This window comes from Zoogloea sp., assembly GCF_041908905.1.
Classification (GTDB): domain Bacteria; phylum Pseudomonadota; class Gammaproteobacteria; order Burkholderiales; family Rhodocyclaceae; genus Zoogloea.
On record NZ_JAYREK010000001.1, the window covers coordinates 1 to 17,566 of the forward strand.

15 protein-coding genes and 1 tRNA gene are annotated in these 17,566 nt (G+C 66.5%); 2 read left to right on the plus strand and 14 right to left on the minus strand.

What is annotated here, in order from left to right; genetic code table 11:
* The coding region (locus ACE3OU_RS00005; protein WP_374239484.1) for a hypothetical protein at positions 1-203 on the plus strand (203 nt) is incomplete at its 5' end.
* On the opposite strand, the gene dnaB is transcribed toward ACE3OU_RS00005, so the two are convergent.
* The 14 genes from dnaB to acs all read right to left on the minus strand — a co-directional run bounded on the left by dnaB (position 173) and on the right by acs (position 15,101).
* Complete coding sequence (dnaB, locus tag ACE3OU_RS00010; protein WP_374239485.1) at positions 173-1,576, minus strand: replicative DNA helicase; 1,404 nt, start codon at positions 1,574-1,576, stop codon at positions 173-175. The two genes, ACE3OU_RS00005 and dnaB, sit on opposite strands and share 31 nt — an antisense overlap.
* Positions 1,577-1,665: 89 nt before the next feature.
* Positions 1,666-2,115: a 50S ribosomal protein L9 gene (rplI, locus tag ACE3OU_RS00015; RefSeq protein ID WP_374239486.1), complete on the minus strand. Its 450-nt coding sequence runs from the start codon at positions 2,113-2,115 to the stop codon at positions 1,666-1,668.
* A 15-nt stretch (positions 2,116-2,130) separates the two neighbouring features.
* On the minus strand, positions 2,131-2,400 hold the full coding sequence (rpsR, locus tag ACE3OU_RS00020) for a 30S ribosomal protein S18 (RefSeq protein WP_334170127.1): 270 nt from the start codon (positions 2,398-2,400) through the stop codon (positions 2,131-2,133).
* Positions 2,372-2,716, minus strand: a complete 345-nt coding sequence (gene priB, locus ACE3OU_RS00025) for a primosomal replication protein N (protein WP_374239487.1) — start codon at positions 2,714-2,716, stop codon at positions 2,372-2,374. Before priB ends, rpsR begins: the two co-directional genes overlap by 29 nt.
* A gap of 1 nt (position 2,717) precedes the next feature.
* The gene (rpsF, locus tag ACE3OU_RS00030; RefSeq protein WP_141352736.1) at positions 2,718-3,098 is read right to left on the minus strand and encodes a 30S ribosomal protein S6; all 381 of its coding nucleotides are present in this window, start codon (positions 3,096-3,098) and stop codon (positions 2,718-2,720) included.
* 230 nt (positions 3,099-3,328) lie between these two features.
* Positions 3,329-3,419, minus strand: a tRNA-Ser gene (locus tag ACE3OU_RS00035).
* A gap of 56 nt (positions 3,420-3,475) precedes the next feature.
* Positions 3,476-5,512, minus strand: a complete 2,037-nt coding sequence (locus tag ACE3OU_RS00040; protein WP_374239819.1) for a sodium:solute symporter family protein — start codon at positions 5,510-5,512, stop codon at positions 3,476-3,478.
* A 12-nt stretch (positions 5,513-5,524) separates the two neighbouring features.
* Positions 5,525-5,788 carry a DUF4212 domain-containing protein gene (locus ACE3OU_RS00045; RefSeq protein ID WP_374239488.1) on the minus strand — a complete coding sequence of 88 codons (264 nt, stop codon included), beginning with the start codon at positions 5,786-5,788 and terminating at the stop codon, positions 5,525-5,527.
* A 55-nt stretch (positions 5,789-5,843) separates the two neighbouring features.
* Positions 5,844-7,265, minus strand: a complete 1,422-nt coding sequence (locus tag ACE3OU_RS00050) for a DUF294 nucleotidyltransferase-like domain-containing protein (protein ID WP_374239489.1) — start codon at positions 7,263-7,265, stop codon at positions 5,844-5,846.
* A gap of 9 nt (positions 7,266-7,274) precedes the next feature.
* Positions 7,275-9,440, minus strand: a complete 2,166-nt coding sequence (locus ACE3OU_RS00055; protein WP_374239490.1) for an exonuclease domain-containing protein — start codon at positions 9,438-9,440, stop codon at positions 7,275-7,277.
* Positions 9,437-9,811 carry a response regulator transcription factor gene (locus ACE3OU_RS00060; RefSeq protein WP_374239491.1) on the minus strand — a complete coding sequence of 125 codons (375 nt, stop codon included), beginning with the start codon at positions 9,809-9,811 and terminating at the stop codon, positions 9,437-9,439. The genes ACE3OU_RS00055 and ACE3OU_RS00060 overlap by 4 nt, the downstream gene beginning before the upstream one ends.
* Positions 9,812-9,884: 73 nt before the next feature.
* Positions 9,885-12,635, minus strand: a complete 2,751-nt coding sequence (locus ACE3OU_RS00065) for an ATP-binding protein (RefSeq protein ID WP_374239492.1) — start codon at positions 12,633-12,635, stop codon at positions 9,885-9,887.
* A gap of 13 nt (positions 12,636-12,648) precedes the next feature.
* Positions 12,649-12,840, minus strand: a complete 192-nt coding sequence (locus tag ACE3OU_RS00070; protein WP_374239493.1) for a hypothetical protein — start codon at positions 12,838-12,840, stop codon at positions 12,649-12,651.
* Between the two features lie 302 nt (positions 12,841-13,142).
* Positions 13,143-15,101: an acetate--CoA ligase gene (acs, locus tag ACE3OU_RS00075; RefSeq protein ID WP_374239494.1), complete on the minus strand. Its 1,959-nt coding sequence runs from the start codon at positions 15,099-15,101 to the stop codon at positions 13,143-13,145.
* Positions 15,102-15,428: 327 nt separating this feature from the next.
* Here acs and mshL point away from each other — a divergent pair, with 327 nt between their 5' ends.
* A complete protein-coding gene (gene mshL, locus ACE3OU_RS00080; protein ID WP_374239495.1) occupies positions 15,429-17,252 on the plus strand; it encodes a pilus (MSHA type) biogenesis protein MshL in 1,824 nt (607 codons plus the stop codon).
* Positions 17,253-17,566 lie beyond the last annotated feature (314 nt).

The following is a 17,566-nucleotide window of genomic DNA, read 5'->3' on the forward strand; positions in this document are numbered from 1 at the left end:
ATTTCAGCATCTCGCAAAACCTGAGGCCAGAACGCTACAACCAACCGGCCCTGCTGCTACCTCCCCACCACCGCGCCCCAGACATCAGTGCGCTGCAGCAAGAGAGCGCGCATTATAAAGAACTATCGGAACCCGTCAACACGTTTGGGAAAATAAATTTCAAACAACCCGATCAGTACTCAGGAGGCGCCGACCCCATGTAGGTACCCGCAAAATTCTCGAATCGGGTGAACTCGCCGAGGAAGGTCATGCGGATCGTGCCAGTAGAGCCGTTTCGATGCTTGGAAATGATGAGTTCCGCCATCCCCTTGTCCGGAGAATCAGGGTTGTAGATCTCATCCCGATAGATGAACATGATGATGTCCGCATCCTGCTCGATAGCGCCGGATTCTCGCAGGTCGGACGCAACCGGCCGTTTATTAGGACGCTGCTCCAGACTGCGGTTCAACTGCGACAGCGCGATGATCGGCACGTTCAGCTCCTTGGCGAGCGACTTCACCGAGCGCGAGATCTCCGACAACTCGGCCGAGCGGTTGTCGCTCTCCTTGAGCGAGGTCATCAGTTGCAGGTAATCGATGACGATCAAGCCCAGACGGCCGCACTGGCGATGCAGACGCCTGCAGCGCGCCCGCAGGTCGGTCGGGTTGAGGCCGGGCGTCTCGTCGATATAGATGGGCGCCTCGTGCAGCTTGCCCAGCGCATAGGTCAGGCGCTGCCACTCTTCGTCGTTGAGCTTCCCGGTACGGATCTTGTGCTGGTCGATCCGCCCCACCGACGACAGGAAACGGGTTGCGAGCTGAGTGCCCGGCATTTCCATCGAGAACACTGCCACCGGCAGGCCGGCCTCGACGGCCACCGTCTCGGCAATATTGAGCGCCAAGGAGGTCTTGCCCATGCCCGGGCGCGCCGCCAGGACGATCATGTCGGAAGGCTGCAGGCCGGACGTCTTCTCATCGAGATCGGCGAGGCCCGTCGGCACTCCGGTGATACCGGCGGGCGAGTCCCGGTCATACAGCTCCTGAATCCGGTCCACCACCTGCCCCAGAATGGGCTGAATCGGCACGAAGCCACTGACGGTCCGTGCCCCGGCCTCCGCAATCTCGAACACCTTGGCCTCAGCCTCGTCCAGCAGCGTCTTTGCATCCTTGCCCGACGGGGTCAGCGCGCTCGCAGCGATCTGGTCGCCGACGGAGACCAGCTTGCGAAGGATGGCGCGCTCACGAATGATCTCGCCGTAACGCCGCACGTTGGCTGCCGACGGCGTGCTGTTGGCGATCTCGCCCAGGTAGGCGAGCCCCCCCACGTGCTCCGCCTCGCCGTTCTTCTCCAGCGCCTCGTAAACCGTCACAACATCCGCCGGCTTGCCCAGCTCGATCAGCCGCGCGATCTGACGGAAAATCCGACGGTGGTCGTCCCGATAGAAATCCGCCTCATTGACAATGTCGCCGACACGCTCCCACACGGTATTGTCGATCAGCAAGCCGCCCAGCAAGGACTGCTCCGCCTCAATGGAATGGGGGGGCAGACGCAACGCGGACATGACCGGATCTTCCACTTGATTCTGAGATTTACGCATGACCCATCAACCAAAGAATGAAACCAAACGAAAAAGGGCTGCCCGAGGCAGCCCTTCCTTGCTCGCGAGCCAGTGGCCCGACGGAGTGATCAGTTCTCGCCGACAACCGTAACGTTGATGGTGGCGGTAACGTCGGTGTGCAGCGCGACAACGAGCTGGGACTCGCCGACGACCTTCAGCGGACCCTCGGGCATGCGGACGGAGGACTTCTCGACCGAGAAGCCCTTGGCCTTCAGCGCCTCGGCGATGTCGGCGTTGGTCACGGAGCCGAACAGACGGCCATCGACACCAGCCTTGCGGCTGATGGAGACGGTCTGGCCTTCGAGCTTCTCGCCCTCGGCTTGTGCAGCAGCCAGTTGCTCGGCAGCCAGGCGCTCGAGCTCGGCGCGACGGGCCTCGAACTCGGCGAGGTTGGCAGCGTTGGCACGCTTGGCCTTGCCCTGCGGGATCAGGTAGTTACGAGCGTAACCATCCTTGACCTTGACCACATCGCCCAGACCACCCAGGTTAACAACCTTGTCCAAAAGAATGATTTGCATGCTATGGCTCCGGGATTACTGGTGCAGATCGGTGTAGGGCAGCAGCGCGAGGAAGCGGGCACGCTTGATCGCGGTGGACAGCTGACGCTGGTAGCCAGACTTGGTGCCGGTGATGCGGGCAGGCATGATCTTGGCGTTTTCGGTGATGAAGTCCTTCAGGATGTCCACATCCTTGTAGTCGATCTCTTCGATCTTCTCTGCGCTGAAGCGGCAGAACTTGCGACGCTTGAAGAGGCTGCGACCACCGCGGTCGTCCTTACGCTTCTGTGCTGGCTTGAATGCCATGATTCGTTCCTTCCAAAAATTCGATCGTATCGATGTGCAATACAGGCGTCCTGCTGCGCAAGCTTTTTGCTGCGAGAAAGCCGGTGATGCGGGTCATTGACCCCAGCTGGGCGGCGGCAAGCAATCTAGCCTTGTCGCCCAACGCCACCACCTGCAGCTCGACTCCGACTTCCCGGGCGAGCCCTGCTTCCATCTGCCTGGACCGGTGCTCGATGCGCCCTGCCAGCACCGGCACACCGCCGGGGGAGTAACGCAGAGCCCCGACTTCAGTCAGGACACCATCAATCTCAAAACTGTTGCGAACCTGTTCCTGCAACTCAGGCGGCGGGCTGCTGCTCGGCCGGCTTGGCCTCGTCCGCGGAAGTCAGGGAGCGGGCCTTCTCTTCCTTCATCATCGGGGACGGGGTGGTCACAGCCTTCTTCATGCGGATGGACAGGTGACGCAGGACGGCGTCGTTGAACTTGAAGCCATGCTCCAGCTCGGCGATGGTCGGCTGATCGCACTCGATGTTCATCAGCACATAGTGGGCCTTGTGGATCTTCTGGATCGGGTAGGCCAGCTGACGACGGCCCCAGTCTTCCAGACGATGGATCTGGCCGCCCTGGGAGGTGACGAGGGAACGATAGCGCTCGATCATGGCGGGCACCTGCTCGCTCTGATCGGGATGGACGATGAATACGACTTCGTAATGCCGCATGAGATCTCCTTCTGGATGAAAACCCTCCGTCATGCGAAACGGTAGGGCAAGGTAAAATTCGGAATACCCGTGGGCACGCCCGAACAGGTTAGCCGCGCATCGTCACACAGGCGCAGATTTAAATCAAGCGCTTAGCCGCACACCCCACCCGAGCGAACCATACGGGATTCAACAACACGGGCAGCGGCGCATGAATGTGAAAACGCCCCTTGCGGGGCGTTTTCGAAACTTGGCGGAGAGGGCGGGATTCGAACCCGCGTCAGGGTATTACCCTGAACACGCTTTCCAGGCGTGCGACTTAAACCGCTCATCCACCTCTCCAAGCAGAGGCGGCACTATACACCGGATTTTTAAAAAGTCAAAGCCTATTTTCAAAATCACGCGCGCACCTTGCCGGCGTCCGGAAGCCTCACGCGGTCCACCAGCGCCATCACGGCGGCGCTGGGCGGCGGAGTGAGCAGGCTGACGAGGACGATCACCAGAAAACCGGCAGGGACGCCGAAGACGCCGCAGGAGATCGGGTGGATGCCGAACCACGCGTTGCCGAGGCTGCCGCCGAAGAACGGATGGGTGCGGACGATGTAGAAGAGCGTGATGCCCAGGCCGGCGAGCATGCCGCAGATGGCGCCCCACTTGTTGGCCCGCTTCCAGAAGATCCCCAGCACCAGCGCCGGAAAGAAGGCCGAGGCGGCGATCGAGAACGCCAGCCCGACCATGAACAGGATGCTGTCGGGGCGCAGCGAGGCGACCCAGGCCGCAATCACCGCCACCACCAGCAGCTGCGACTTGGTGATCACCAGCCGGCGCTGGGTGGACGCCTCCGGGTTGATCATCCGGTAATACACGTCGTGGGACAGGGCGTGGGAAATCGTCAGCAGCAGCCCGTCGGCCGTGGAGAGCGCCGCAGCGAGCCCGCCCGCGGCAACCAGGCCCGACACGACATAGGGCAGGCCGGCGATCTCGGGGGTGAGCAGCAGGATCGCGTCGCTGTTGAGGCTCAGCTCCGCGAGCTGGAGGATGCCGTCAGCGTTGATGTCCTCGATCTTCACCAGCCCCACCTTGCCCCAGGAGACCACCCACGACGGCAGCGAGGCGATATGGGACCCGATCAGCGTGCTGTACACCTCCCACTTGGCGAACACCGCATAGGCCGGCGCCGTGACGTACAGCAGGAAGATGAAGAACAGGGTCCAGAACACCGAGCGGCGTGCCTCACGCACGCCGGGAGTGGTGTAGTAGCGCATCAGGATGTGCGGCAGGCCGGCGGTGCCGACCATCAACACGAAGCTGAGCGCGATGAAGTTCAAACGCGCACTGTCGCGGGCTGCCTCGTCGGGGCCGGGGTGCGCCTCGGCATGGGGCGACGGCGGAACCGAGCGCTGCAGGCTGTCCTGGCGCTCACGCTCCCACTTGAGTCGCGCCTCGTCCGGGGTGTGGGGCAGGTCCCGCAGAGTTCGCTCGGCCGTACCCAGCTCCCGCGCCGGCGCACCCTGGGTGCGCAGCTCGTTGACCCGCTGCATCTGGGCCTGGCGCTCCGCGGCGAGGGACGCCGGCAATTCGGCAATCTTGCGGGCAAGCTCGTCGGCACGCTGGCGATAGAGCGCCCGAACCTCGTTCTCGCGGGGCTCGGTGAACAGCTCGATCTCCTTAACCCCCAGCTCGTGCAGCACCTTGCCGTACACCGCCTGGGGAATCGGAACCCCGGTCACCTGGTAGGAGAGGATCACCACCGGCACCATGTAGGCCATGATCAGGATCAGGTACTGGGCAACCTGGGTCCACGTCACCGCCCGCATGCCACCGAGGAAGGAGCACACCAGGATGCCCGCCAGCCCGACGAACACGCCGATCTCGAACTCGATCCCGATGAAACGGCTGGTGATGAGGCCGACACCGTAGATCTGCGCCACCACATACACGAAGCTCGCCAGCACTCCCGCCAGGGCGCCGACCAGGCGGGCGAAATGCCCCTCGTAGCGGGCGCCGAGGAAATCCGGAATCGTGAATTCGCCGAACTTGCGCAAAAAGGGCGCCAGCAGCAGGGCCACCAGCACGTAGCCGCCGGTCCACCCGGTCACGAAGGCCAGGCCCTCGAAGCCAGCGTAGTAGAGGGTGCCCGCCAGCCCTATGAAGGACGCCGCGCTCATCCAGTCGGCGGCGGTGGCCATGCCGTTGAAGAGCGCCGGCACGCGCCGCCCGGCGACGTAGTATTCCGACACATCGGAGGTCCGGCTCATCACGCCGATCAGCGCGTAGATCGCGATGGTCGAGAAGAGGAAGATCTGGCCGATCCAGCGCGGTGCGAGGCCGAAACGCTCGGCCACCGCGAGCAGCAGGACCAACCCGACAAAACCGGCCGCGTACAGGAGGTAATACCGCCAGAGGCGCCGCAGCAGGGCGGGGGTGGCACGCATCATGAGCCGGCCTCACTCCTCGCCATCGAGACCATGGCGCCGTTCGATGCGGGTCATCCCGCGGTCGTAGATCCAGACGATCAACAGAAAGATGATCAGGGCGCCCTGCCCGGCCATGTAAAAACCGAAGGGCCAGCCAAAGAAGACGAACTCGTTGAGTTCCTCGGCAAACCAGCCGGGCAGGAAGCTGACGGCGGCCCACACCCCCAGCAGCACGCCGGTCAGGCGCAAAGCCGAGCGCCAGTAAGCCCGCTGTCTTGCCTCGGTGTCGTCCACACAAACTCCTGGATCCGGCCATGCCGACGTTGATATCCGCCGCAGTATAGCCTCGCTACAACTGATAGCGGCTGCGCAGCCTGTCCTGCAGGCGGCGGGCCTGGCGCAGGGACTCCTTGAGGAACGCCCTTTCCAGTTCGTTGAGCTCGTCGGGCGCCACCTGGTTGGGCGGCGCGCCGGGCACCCGCTGACGCTGCAGGCGCAGCTGCAATATGAACTCGAAGGCCTCCTGCAAGGCGCCGATCTCCCGCTCGTCCCACCGCAGGACGGCCCCCGCGGCCCGCAGGCGACCCACCGTGGAGGTCTCGGCGAGGCCGAGGGCCAGCGCGTAGATACGCGCCGCATCGACGAAGGGGCGCGTGCCGTCGCGCTTCAGATCGAGCCGGCCGCTCTGCCGATCGACCACGAAATCGCGGATGCGCCCCAGGGGCGGGCCGCTGCGCAGCGCGTTCTCGGCCATGAAGCGCAGGAACAGGGCGTTGTCGGCCGCCGCGCCGAGCAGCCAGTCGCGCAGCGCGTCGGCCAGCGAGGCATCGCCGGCCAGGGCCCGGATGTCGAAGAAGATCGTCGCATGGAGCAGATCCTGGGGGCTGGCTGCGTGCATCCAGCCGGCAAAGCGGCTACGCCACTCGGCCAGCGACAGGCACCATTCCGGGTTGCCCGCCATGATCCCGCCCCGGCACAGGGGAAAGCCGCAAGCATCGAGCAAGGCATTGACACGCCCGGCGAAGGGCAGGAAACGCGCCCGCAGGCGAGCGGCCTCCGCATCGTCGGCGGCCACGAAGATCAGGCCGTTGTCCTGGTCGGTGTGCAGGGTCTGCTCCAGGCGACCTTCCGACCCGAAGGCCAGCCAGCACCAGGGCACCAACGGCAGGTAGAACTCGGCCTCGGCGATGTCGATGGCCGCCTGCACGAGCAGATCGTTGAGCAGGGCGATCCACTCCCCCGCCCGCCCCGCCGGCTCGCCGCCGTCGACCAGCGCGGCCGCGCGGGCCGCCACCTGCTGCGCGGCGGCAACCAAGCCCGCCTCGTCGCGGATCGACTGGATGCACTCGATGAGATCGTCGAGCGGCGGACGACGCAGCGCATACAGATCGTCGCGATGCACCACGCCCGCCAACCGCCCGCTCTCGTTTACCACCACCAGGCGGCGCAGGCGGCGGCGGGCGAGCAGGCGACGCGCCTCATGGGCCCCGGCCGCCCGCGACAAGGACACGACCCCGGCGGTCATCACGCCGACCACCGGCCCGTCGAGGCTGTCGCCGGGCAGCACGACCCGCGCGATCACGTCGCGCCCGGTGAGGATGCCGAGGGGCTGGCCGGTGCACGGCGCCACCACCACCGCTTCGGCAGCCCCCTCCGCGCACATGCGGCGCAGCACCTCGCGCAGGCTCGCCTCCGGCAGGACCGCCAGCGGCTCACGCCGCACGAGCGCGCCCAGCGTGCCGGCCAGCCCGGTCCCGGCCTGAGCGTCCATGGCGGTTACTCAGTACTTGACGCGGGCGTAGTAGGTCTTCTCGGACGCCCGGCGCGCCTCGCCGAGGGTCCGGATGCCCATCTCGGCGAGCAGCGGGATCATGCGCAGGAAGACCTCGCCGGTCACGATGGCGTCGCCGATGGCGGTATGCCGGCCCATGATGTTCACCCCCATGCGTTCGCTGATCGCCTCGAGCCGGTGGGACTCCTGCGACGGATGGATCACCGCCGACAGCAGCAGCGTGTCGAGCACCGGCTGCTCGAAGCGGATGCCGGTGCCCTGCTCCTTCATCTGCAGGAAGCGCATGTCGAAGGCCGCGTTGTGGGCCACCAGCACCGTGTCGGCCGCAAAGGCGTGGAAGGCCGGCAGCACCTTGGCCATCGTCGGCTGCCCGACCAGCATCTCCGGCGTGATGCCGTGGATCTTGGTGGACGCCTCGGGCAGCTCCCGCAGCGGGTCGACCAGCTGGTCGAAGGACTCCGAGCGGAGCAGCTTGCCATTGACGATGCGGGTCGCGCCGATCTGGATGATCTCGTCGCCTTCCGACGGGTTGAGGCCGGTGGTCTCGGTATCGAAGACCGTGAAGGCGAGCTCGGACAGCAGCCGGTCGTCGAGCTCGTGGCTGACCTCGGTCTGCTTGAAGAGGTCGAAGTCGTAGTACTCGGGACGGCTGTCGCCCTTCAGGTAGGCGGCCGGCTCGACCTCCTCCTGGGGCAGCGCGGAGGGCAGCAGGAAGCGGAAGAACGCCCGATGCTGGGCCTTCTCCCGCTGCAGCCAGATCTCGCCGTCGTGGCGGGCGATGACGTCGCGCACCGTGAGGGGCGAACTCTCGCCGGCGAAGCTCATGGGCTCGAGCTCCCAGGACATCACGGTCTCGGTGCTCATCGCCTGCCCCGACCAGATGAGGTCGAGGTGCGCCAGGCGGCCGGCGCTGCTGAGACGGAAGCGCACCTCGCGGACCTCGAACTCGTCCGACAGCCGGCTGGCCAGGTAGCCGATGGCCTGCAGCAGCGAGAAGCTGTCGACCTTGACCCACACCGCCGGGTCCACGTCCTCGAGCTTGGTGGGCAGGCCCACCTTGTTCTCGACCCGACGCTGGGCCGCGGCGATCAGGTCGGCGCCGTGCATGTCGTCGAGGGGCCAGCGCGTCTTGAGGGAGTCGGCGAAGGCGTTGGCGGTCTCCTCCAGCCGGCCGCTCATGGCCTGCACCTCGTCGCGGATCACCTTCAGGAAGCGGTCTTTCAGCTCGGGCTCCAGGTCGGGGTATTCGAGCATCTCGGCCGCGGCGCGCAGATTGGCCAGCGACGAGCGGCTGCCCTCGGTGACCGAATGGAGCAGCTGGTCGCGGCGGGTCTCGCTTTCGAAATTGCGGGTGATGTTGTCCAGCATCAGCACGAAGCCCGACACCGTGCCCTCCGCATCGCCCTCGACGGTGCTCATCACCGGCGCCATCTGCACCCGCAGCAGCTGGCCGGCGCGGGTGGTGGTGACGAAGTTGGCCAGCGGACGCGAGCTCTGGCGGCGGATGCGCTCCTGGATGCTCTCCAGGGCATGGACGATCAGGTTGCGCTCGAAGACCAGGTAGATCGAGCGACCCAGGCCGATGATCTCGCCGCCGCCGGCCGCGCTCGGGGCATCGGACAGGGCCTTGAACTGCAGCCGGGCCCGGCTGTTGTAAAGCAGGATGCGGCCGTCGAGGTTGCAGACGACGACGCTCTGGTTGAGCTCCGACATCAGCGCCGCGAGCCGGTTGCGCTCCTCCTCGACCGACAGCCGCGCCTCGCGAATCCGCGACTCCACGTCTTCCTGGAGGCTCTGGCGCTGGTCGGCCAGGCCGTTGACGGCTTCGGCGATGCGCTGCAGCTCCGGCGAGCCGGCGGGCTTGAGGCGGCGCGACGGATCGGTGCCGACCAGCAGGCCGATCTCGTCGGCCAGCAGCGCCGGCGCTTCGATGCTCTGCTGGGCGAAGGACTTCATGAAGACGGCCGCCGCACCGGCGCCGACCAGGCCGATCATGATCAGCAGGCCCAGGCGCGGATTGAGGATGGGCACCAGCACGGCCCGCTCCTCGGGGCTCAGATCCTGCCACAGGGCGACGGAAGTCCCCGCGAGCACCCCGACGACGAGCGCCGCGACGGCGACGATGGCCAGTGCCTGCCGGGCCTTCGGGCTCATGCCGGCAGGTCCAGCAGCGACTTCACCCTGGTCACCAGCTCCCGGGTCGAGAACGGCTTGGTCATGTAGGCGTCGGCCCCCATTGCCAGCCCCTTGGTGACCTCCATTTCGCGCCCCTTGGCGGTGAGCATCAGGATGCGGGTGCCCTGCAGCTGCGGGTCTGAGCGGATCTCCTGGCACACCTCGTAGCCGTTCTTGCGCGGCATCATGATGTCGAGCAGGACCAGGTCGGGTGCTTCGCTGCGGACCTTGTCGATGGCTTCCTGGCCGTCCGCGGCGATGCAGACGGTGAAGCCCTCGCGCTTCATCAGGAACTCCAGAGAAATGACGATATTCTGTTCGTCATCGGCGATGAGTATTTTTTTGGCCATTGGTCTCCTCCCCCTGCGCCCCTGAAACGGCCCGCGCCAACGCAGCCCATTTCAGGCACGACAAACCATAAGTTTATCCTGCGTCTTCCGACCTTACAGCGGTTTTCCCGCAAGGCATAAAAAAAGAGAAGGTTGCTCCCTCGCCCGGCACGCTGTCCACCCACAGGCGGCCGCCGTAGTGCTCGACGATCTGGCGGCTGATGGGCAGGCCCAGGCCGGTGCCCTGGGGCTTGTCGGTCATCGTGTTGCCGCCCTGGCGGAACTTCTCGAACACCAGCCCCTGCTCCGCCGGCGTCAGGCCGGGGCCGTTGTCGCTCACATCCACCTGCAGGCCGTCGCCGGCTTCACGGAGGGCAAGCCGGACCCGACCACGCTCACGGGCGACGAACTTCACCGCGTTCGACAGGAGGTTCAACACCACCTGCACCAGCCGGTCCCGATCGGCGAACAGGGTTGGCACGCTCGCGGGCAGCGCCATCTCCAGCGTCACGCCCTTGTCGCGGAACAGCTGGCTGGTGGCCGCCGCGCCCTGCTCGACCACCTCGAGCAGGCTCACCTCGCCGTCCTGCCAGTCGGCATGGCCCGACTCGATCTTGGCCATGTCGAGCACCTGATTGACCAGCCGGGTGAGGCGTTCGGCCTCGCTGACGATGATGCCCAGGAAGCGCTGGCGATCCTCCACATCAATGTCCGGGTCTTCGAGCAGCATCTCCGAGAAGGCCCGGATCGAGGTCAGCGGCGTGCGCAGCTCGTGGGTCACCGACGACATGAAGTCGTCCTTCAGGTGGTCGAGTTCCTTGAGCCGCTCGTTGGCCGTGCGCAACTCGCGGGTGGCCGCCTCCAGCTCGCGGGACTTCTGCTCCAGCCGCCGGGAATACGCCCGCACCTGGGAGGCCTCGTCGAGGATGTTCATGACCTCGTCGAGCCCGAGGGGCTCTTCCTGCACCACCGAGGCCACGATCACCCGCGCCGACGCGCTGCCGATCACCCCGGCGAGGGTGGTTTCGGCAAAATGCACCAGCCCGGCGTCCGCCTGCAGCGCGTCGGGGCTCATGCCCCGCGAGCGGGCATACTCGTCGAAGGCAGCCGCCGCCCTCTCGCGACCCAGAAAACGGCCGAGCAGCGGCAGCAGGTCGCTGACCCGGGCACTGCCGCGCCAGAAGGCCCCCTCCGAAGGCCGGCCATGCTTGAATACATCGACGAACAGGGTGGCCTGCCCGGCCTCGATGGCGGTCGGCTGGCGCAGCAGCGACACCCACACATATGCGCTCCCATTGACCAGCAGGCTCCAGAACAGGCTGTGGGCCAGCGGGTCGAGGCCCTGCATCCCGAACAGCTGCTGCGGCCGCAGCAGATCGAAACCGAACAACCCGTTCTGGAGAAAATCGCCCGGCAACCAGCCCGACTTGGCAAAGGACGGCAGCAGCAGGGTGTACAACCACACCACAAAGCCGCCCGACAAGCCTGCCACCGCCCCGGCCCGCGTCCCGCCGCGCCAGTACATGCCACCAAGCATCGCCGGCGCGAACTGCGCCACCGCGGCGAAGCTGATCAGGCCGATGCTCACCAGCGCGTGGGCCTCGCCCGCCAGGCGGAAATACAGGTAGGCCAGCAGCAGGATCACCACGATCGCCCCGCGCCGGATGCCCAGCAGCACGCCGGAGACGTCCTCCTGCCCATGCACCGGCAGCCAGCGATAGCGCAGCAGCAGCGGCATCACCAGGTCGTTGCAGACCATCGTGGACAGCGCGATGGTTTCGACCACGATCATCCCGGTGGCCGCCGACAGCCCGCCGATGAACACCAGCAGCGCCAGCCAGTCGACCCCGAACACCATCGGCAGGCGGAGCACGAAGGTGTCCGCATCCACCGGCTGGCCGGCAAACAGCATCAGCCCGCCCAGCGCGATCGGCAGCACGAACACGTTGATCAGCAGCAGGTACAGCGGAAACAGCCAGATCGCCCGCCGCAGGTGGTTCTCGTCCACGTTCTCGACCACCGCCACCTGGAACTGGCGGGGCAGGAACATCACCGCCAGCATCGCCAGCAGGGTCAGGGCAAACCAGTTGATGTAATCGTTGCCCCCCGCCCCCATGCGCATCAGGGCCTGCAGCTCCGGCACCCCGGCCGCCCGCGAGAACAGGTCGCCGAAACCGTCGAACAACCCGAAGGTGACGAACACCCCCACGGCGACGAAGGCCAGCAGCTTCACCAGCGACTCGAGGGCGACCGCCGCCACCAGGCCCTCGTGGCGCTCGGTCGCATCGAGATGGCGGGTGCCGAAGAGAATCGTGAAGGCGGCCATCAGCAGGGCCACGTAGAAAGTGGTGTCGGCCAGCCAGGGCAAGGCCGCGCCGCGGCCCGCCAGCCCCCCTTCCGGCGGCACGAGGATGGCGAAACTGCCCGCCAGCGCCTTCAGCTGCAGCGCGATGTAGGGCACCACCCCGAGCACCGCGATCACCGTGACGAGGCCACCGAGCAGGTGGCTCTTGCCGTAGCGGGAGGCGATGAAATCGGCGATGGAGGTGATGCGGTTGGTCTTGGCGATGCGCACCATCTTGAGCATCACGAACCACCACAGGGTGACGGCCAGGGTCGGCCCGAGGAAGATCGGCACAAAGCCGATCCCCGACGAGGCGGCCCTGCCGACGCTGCCGTAATACGTCCAGGTGGTGCAATACACCGCCAGCGACAGGGCGTAGATGCTCGGATTGGCGATCACCGAACGCCCGGCATCGGCGCGCTTGTCGCCGAAGTAAGCCACGGCGAACAGCAGCAGGAGGTAGAGGGCGGATGCCGCGACGATCACCGGACCGCTCAACACGACGCGCCTCCCCTCAACGCTCGATGATCCAGGCCATCAGGCCGATGAGCGCGGCCCACACCCCGAACACATACAGGTAGAGCACCGGAACGCCGCCCCAGCTGTGCCCCACGTCGAACAGGGACAGCACCGGGGCGCTGACCAGCACCCAGCCGAACAGGAACAGGGCCGCGAGGCGCTGCCCGGTAAGCGTCGCTTTGATCATGCACCCTCCCCCGTGACGGAGGCCCTCCGGGGCCCGCGCCCCCGACGTGTCGGCCGGAACCTCGGGCCTCACGCACCGGCCGCAGCACCCCGCAGCGCCGGTCGATGAGTCAAAGGCCCGGCACAAGAGAAAAAGGCGCGAATGACGCGCCTTTTTCTCCCCCTCAAACTCCCCGGCCAAGCTGCACCGGGGTCCTCCCCTTTTTGTCTTCTCGCACGCCCCGCCATCTATTATCCGGCCCGGGGGCCGGTTGCGGCGGTGGCTGCGGGCCCGGCCGTGAGGCCGGGAATCCGGAATGTTGCTTACTTGAGCTGTTCCAGGATCGCCGGGTTTTCCAGCGTCGAGGTGTCCTGGGTGATCTCCTCGCCCTTGGCCAGCTGACGGAGCAGACGGCGCATGATCTTGCCGGAGCGGGTCTTCGGCAGGTTCTCACCGAAGCGGATGTCCTTCGGCTTGGCGATCGGGCCGATCTCCTGGCCGACCCAGTTCTGCAGTTCCTTGAGCACCGCGGCGGCTTCGTCGCCGGTCGGGCGCGGCCCCTTGAGGACCACGAAGGCCACGATCGCCTCGCCGGTGAGGTCGTCCGGACGGCCGACCACGGCGGCCTCGGCCACCTTCTCGTGGGCCACCAGGGCGGATTCGATTTCCATCGTGCCCATGCGGTGACCGGAGACGTTCAGCACGTCGTCGATGCGGCCGGTGATGGTGAAGTAGCCGGTGTCCTTGTCGCGGATCGCGCCGTCGCCCGCCAGGTACAGCTTGCCCTGGAAGTCGGCCGGGTAGTAGGACTTCACGAAGCGGTCGGGATCACCCCAGATGGTGCGGATCATCGACGGCCACGGACGCTTGACGACCAGGATGCCGCCCTGGCCCCAGGGCACGTCGGTGCCGGTCTCGTCGACCACGGCGGCCTGGATGCCCGGGAAGGGCAGCGTGCAGGAGCCGGGGACCAGCGGGGTAGCGCCGGGCAGCGGGGTGATCATGTGGCCGCCGGTTTCGGTCTGCCAGAAGGTGTCGACGATCGGGCAGCGGCTGCCACCGACGTTCTCGTAGTACCACTCCCAGGCCGCCGGGTTGATCGGCTCGCCGACCGAGCCCAGGATGCGCAGGCTGGACAGGTCGTAGTTCTTGGGATGCACGGCCGGGGTGTTGTCGGCGGCCTTGATCAGCGAACGGATGGCCGTCGGCGCGGTGTAGAAGATGTTGACCTTGTGGTCCTGAATCATCTTCCAGAAGCGGCCGGCATCCGGGTAGGTCGGCACGCCTTCGAAGACGATCTCGGTGGCGCCGCAGGCCAGCGGGCCGTAGGTGATGTAGGTGTGGCCGGTCACCCAGCCGATGTCGGCGGTACACCAGAAGACATCGTCAGGCTTGATGTCGAAGGTGTACTTCATGGTGAGGATGGCGTGCAGCAGGTAGCCGCCGGTGGAGTGCTGGACGCCCTTCGGCTTGCCGGTGGAGCCGGAGGTGTAGAGCAGGAACAGCGGGTGCTCGGCTTCGACCCATTCCGGCTCGCAGGTGTCGGCCTGGCTGGCGAGGAGTTCGTCCACCCAGATGTCGCGACCGGCGACCATGGCGGTCTCCTGGCCGGTGCGCTTGACGACGAGGACGCTCTTGATGGTCGGGCAGCCGCTGGCCAGGGCCTCGTCGGCGATCGACTTGAGAGGCAGGGCCTTGCCGCCGCGGTTCTGGCCGTCGGAGGTGATCAGCAGCACGGCGCCGGCATCGTTGATGCGGTCGGCGAGGGACTGGGCGGAGAAACCGCCGAACACGATGGAGTGGGTGGCACCGATACGGGCACAGGCCTGCATCGCGACGACGCCCTCGATGGACATCGGCAGGTAGATGACGACGCGGTCGCCCTTCTTGACGCCCTGGCTCTTCAGCGCGTTGGCGAACTTGCACACACGGCCGAGCAGATCCTTGTAGGTAACCTTGGCGACGTCGCCCTTGTCGCCTTCGAAGATCAGCGCGACCTTGTCGCCGAGACCGTTATTGACCTGACGGTCGAGGCAGTTGTAGGAGACGTTCAGCTTGCCGTCGGCAAACCACTTGAAGAACGGCGCATTGCTCTCGTCGAGAACCTGGGTGAAGGGCGTCTGCCAATCGATCAGCTCCTTCGCCCGCTTGCCCCAGAAACCTTCGTAATCCTGCTCAGCTTCGGCACACAGGGCCTTGTACGCTTCCATGCCCGACACGGCAGCGTTTTTTACCACCTCTTCAGACGGATAGTAGAACTTCTGGGTGGTTTCGTTCGTCATTTTTCACCTCTCCTCGTGTTTTATGAGTGTGCAACGTTTGAATCTTGAAACCTGACTGGCGGGGGCCAGGAGCACCTGGCCGGCCTGCCGCACCATGCTGTTCTTGTTGGAGGTGCGCTGGCCCTGTGTCCGGGCAGGATTAGAGTCGATCAATCTTACACATGACTTACACCTTCGTGCAGCACCTCCAGCTTTTTTCGGGAGACGACGAACTTTCACGAAGCCCGCCCACGCACCAATCCTTTCGGCATACAATCACAATCCGTCAAAAAAATCACAAGGAATATGCCGAAGGTCAGACACCGGCTCCTTCCGGCCCTGCTGGCAATGCTCGTTGCCGCATGCGCTTCCCAGCCCCGGACGCCGCCTTCGGCCAGCCACATCCGGGCGGACGACACGGCGGCCGTCCCGGGTGACATTCCGCCGCTGGTGCCCGACCTGCTCCCCCTGCCCCGCCCGACGCCGGCCCCCCGGGCCGAAACCTACTCGGTCGTCGTGAGCAACGTGGGCGTCCAGGATCTCCTGTTCGCCCTCGCCCGGGACGCGAAGATCAACGTGGACATCCACCCCGGCCTCCGCGGCAACGTCACCCTCAACGCGATCGACCAGACCCTGCCGCAGATCCTCACCCGCATCGCCCGGCAGGTGGACATGCGCTTCGAGCTCGACGGCCGCAACCTCGCCGTGATGCCCGACTCGCCCTTCCTGCGCACTTACCGGATCGACTACGTGAACCTCAGCCGCCAGGTTTCCGGCACCGTGTCGACCAACACCCAGATCGCCACCACCGGGGCCGGCCAGCCCGGCGGCGCCGGCCTGCAGGTCACGAACACGCTGCCACTCCCCAGCGGCGGCAACGTCTCGGCGACGCGCATCGAGAACAGCGCGCGCAACCAGTTCTGGGAGTCCGTCGAAAAGAACATCCGCGACCTCCTCCGCGAGACCGACAAGATCCTGCCCGAGGGCTCCAGCGAGACCGTCATCGAGAGCGTCGAGGCCACCAGCAGCACCGGCACCGGCGTCATGCCCGCCCCCACGCACCGCAACCGGAGCGGCAATCGTGCAACGGTGCCGGGCGGCTTCGGCGCCTCCCCCCAGCCCGCCGCCAGCCAGAACAGCACGACCACCACCGTCCATAAGGCCACCTTCCGCGAGGCCGCCTCGGTGATCGCCAACCGCGAGACCGGCGTCGTCACCGTCCGGGCCACCGGCCGCCAGCACGAGAAGGTGCGCGAATTCATCGACCAGGTGATGGCCGCAGCCCGCCGCCAGGTGCTCATCGAGGCCACCATCCTCGAGGTCGGCCTGTCCGACACCTACCGGCAGGGCATCGAATGGAGCCGGCTGCTCCCCAGCGGCACCCGCTTCGGCCTCACCGGCCCCGGCCTGGGCACGAGCGCCGGCAACACCGCCTCGCCGTTCAGCATCGCCTACAGCAGCGCCGGCGGCATCGACTCCACGGTGCGCCTGCTCGAGGGCTTCGGCACCGTCAAGGTGCTCTCCAGCCCCAAGCTGTCGGTGCTCAACAACCAGACGGCGGTCATCAAGGTGGTCGAGGAGTACGTCTATTTCAGCGTCAAGGCCGACACCACCCAGACCACCAACGCCGGCGCGCTGACCACCGTCACCACCACGCCCCAGGCCGTCTCCGTGGGCCTCGTGATGACCGTCACGCCCCAGGTCAGCCCCACCGACGAGATCATCCTCAACGTCCGCCCCACCATTTCGAGCATCGCCGACTTCCGGCGCGACCCGAACCCCAACATCCCCGCCGGCATCCCCAACCTCGTGCCGCAGATCCGCACCCGCGAGATCGAATCCATCCTTCGCGTCGCCAGCGGCGAGACCGCCATCCTCGGCGGCCTGATGGAAGACCGCATCGACTACAAGACCGGCCGCGTACCCCTCATCGGCGCCCTGCCCCTGCTCGGCGAGGTCTTCACCAGCCGGGACAACGCCGTCCAGAAAACCGAGCTGGTGATCTTCCTGCGCCCGGTGGTCGTGCGCGAGCCCAACCTTGTCGCCAACACGCCCCACCTGCGCGAGCACCTGCCGCAAGCCGATTTCTTCACCGACAAGCCCGTGCCGGGCAGCCGCAACTTCCCGCCCCCGGGCCTGCCCGGGGCCAGCGCCGGGGACGCCTTCCGATGAGCCTGCTGCTCGACGTCATGCGCCGGGCCGGGACGGCCACAGCGCGCAATCCGGCGGAGCCGCTGGAGCTGGAGTTCGAGCCCATCGACGCCGCGCCCCCCGCGCCAGAGCGCCCCACGCCGAGCACACCGGCGCCGACCGGCGCAGCCTCCCTCTCGGCCCCACCGGCATGCTCCCCCGTCGCAACCGTGGCCACACGCTCCGCGCCTCACTGGCCCTCCGTCGTCACCTCGGGCGGCGCATCGGCCCTGGCCGCCGCCTGCTGGCTGTGGCTTGCCCCCGCCCCGGCTGTCGTCCCTCCGGCCAATGCGGCA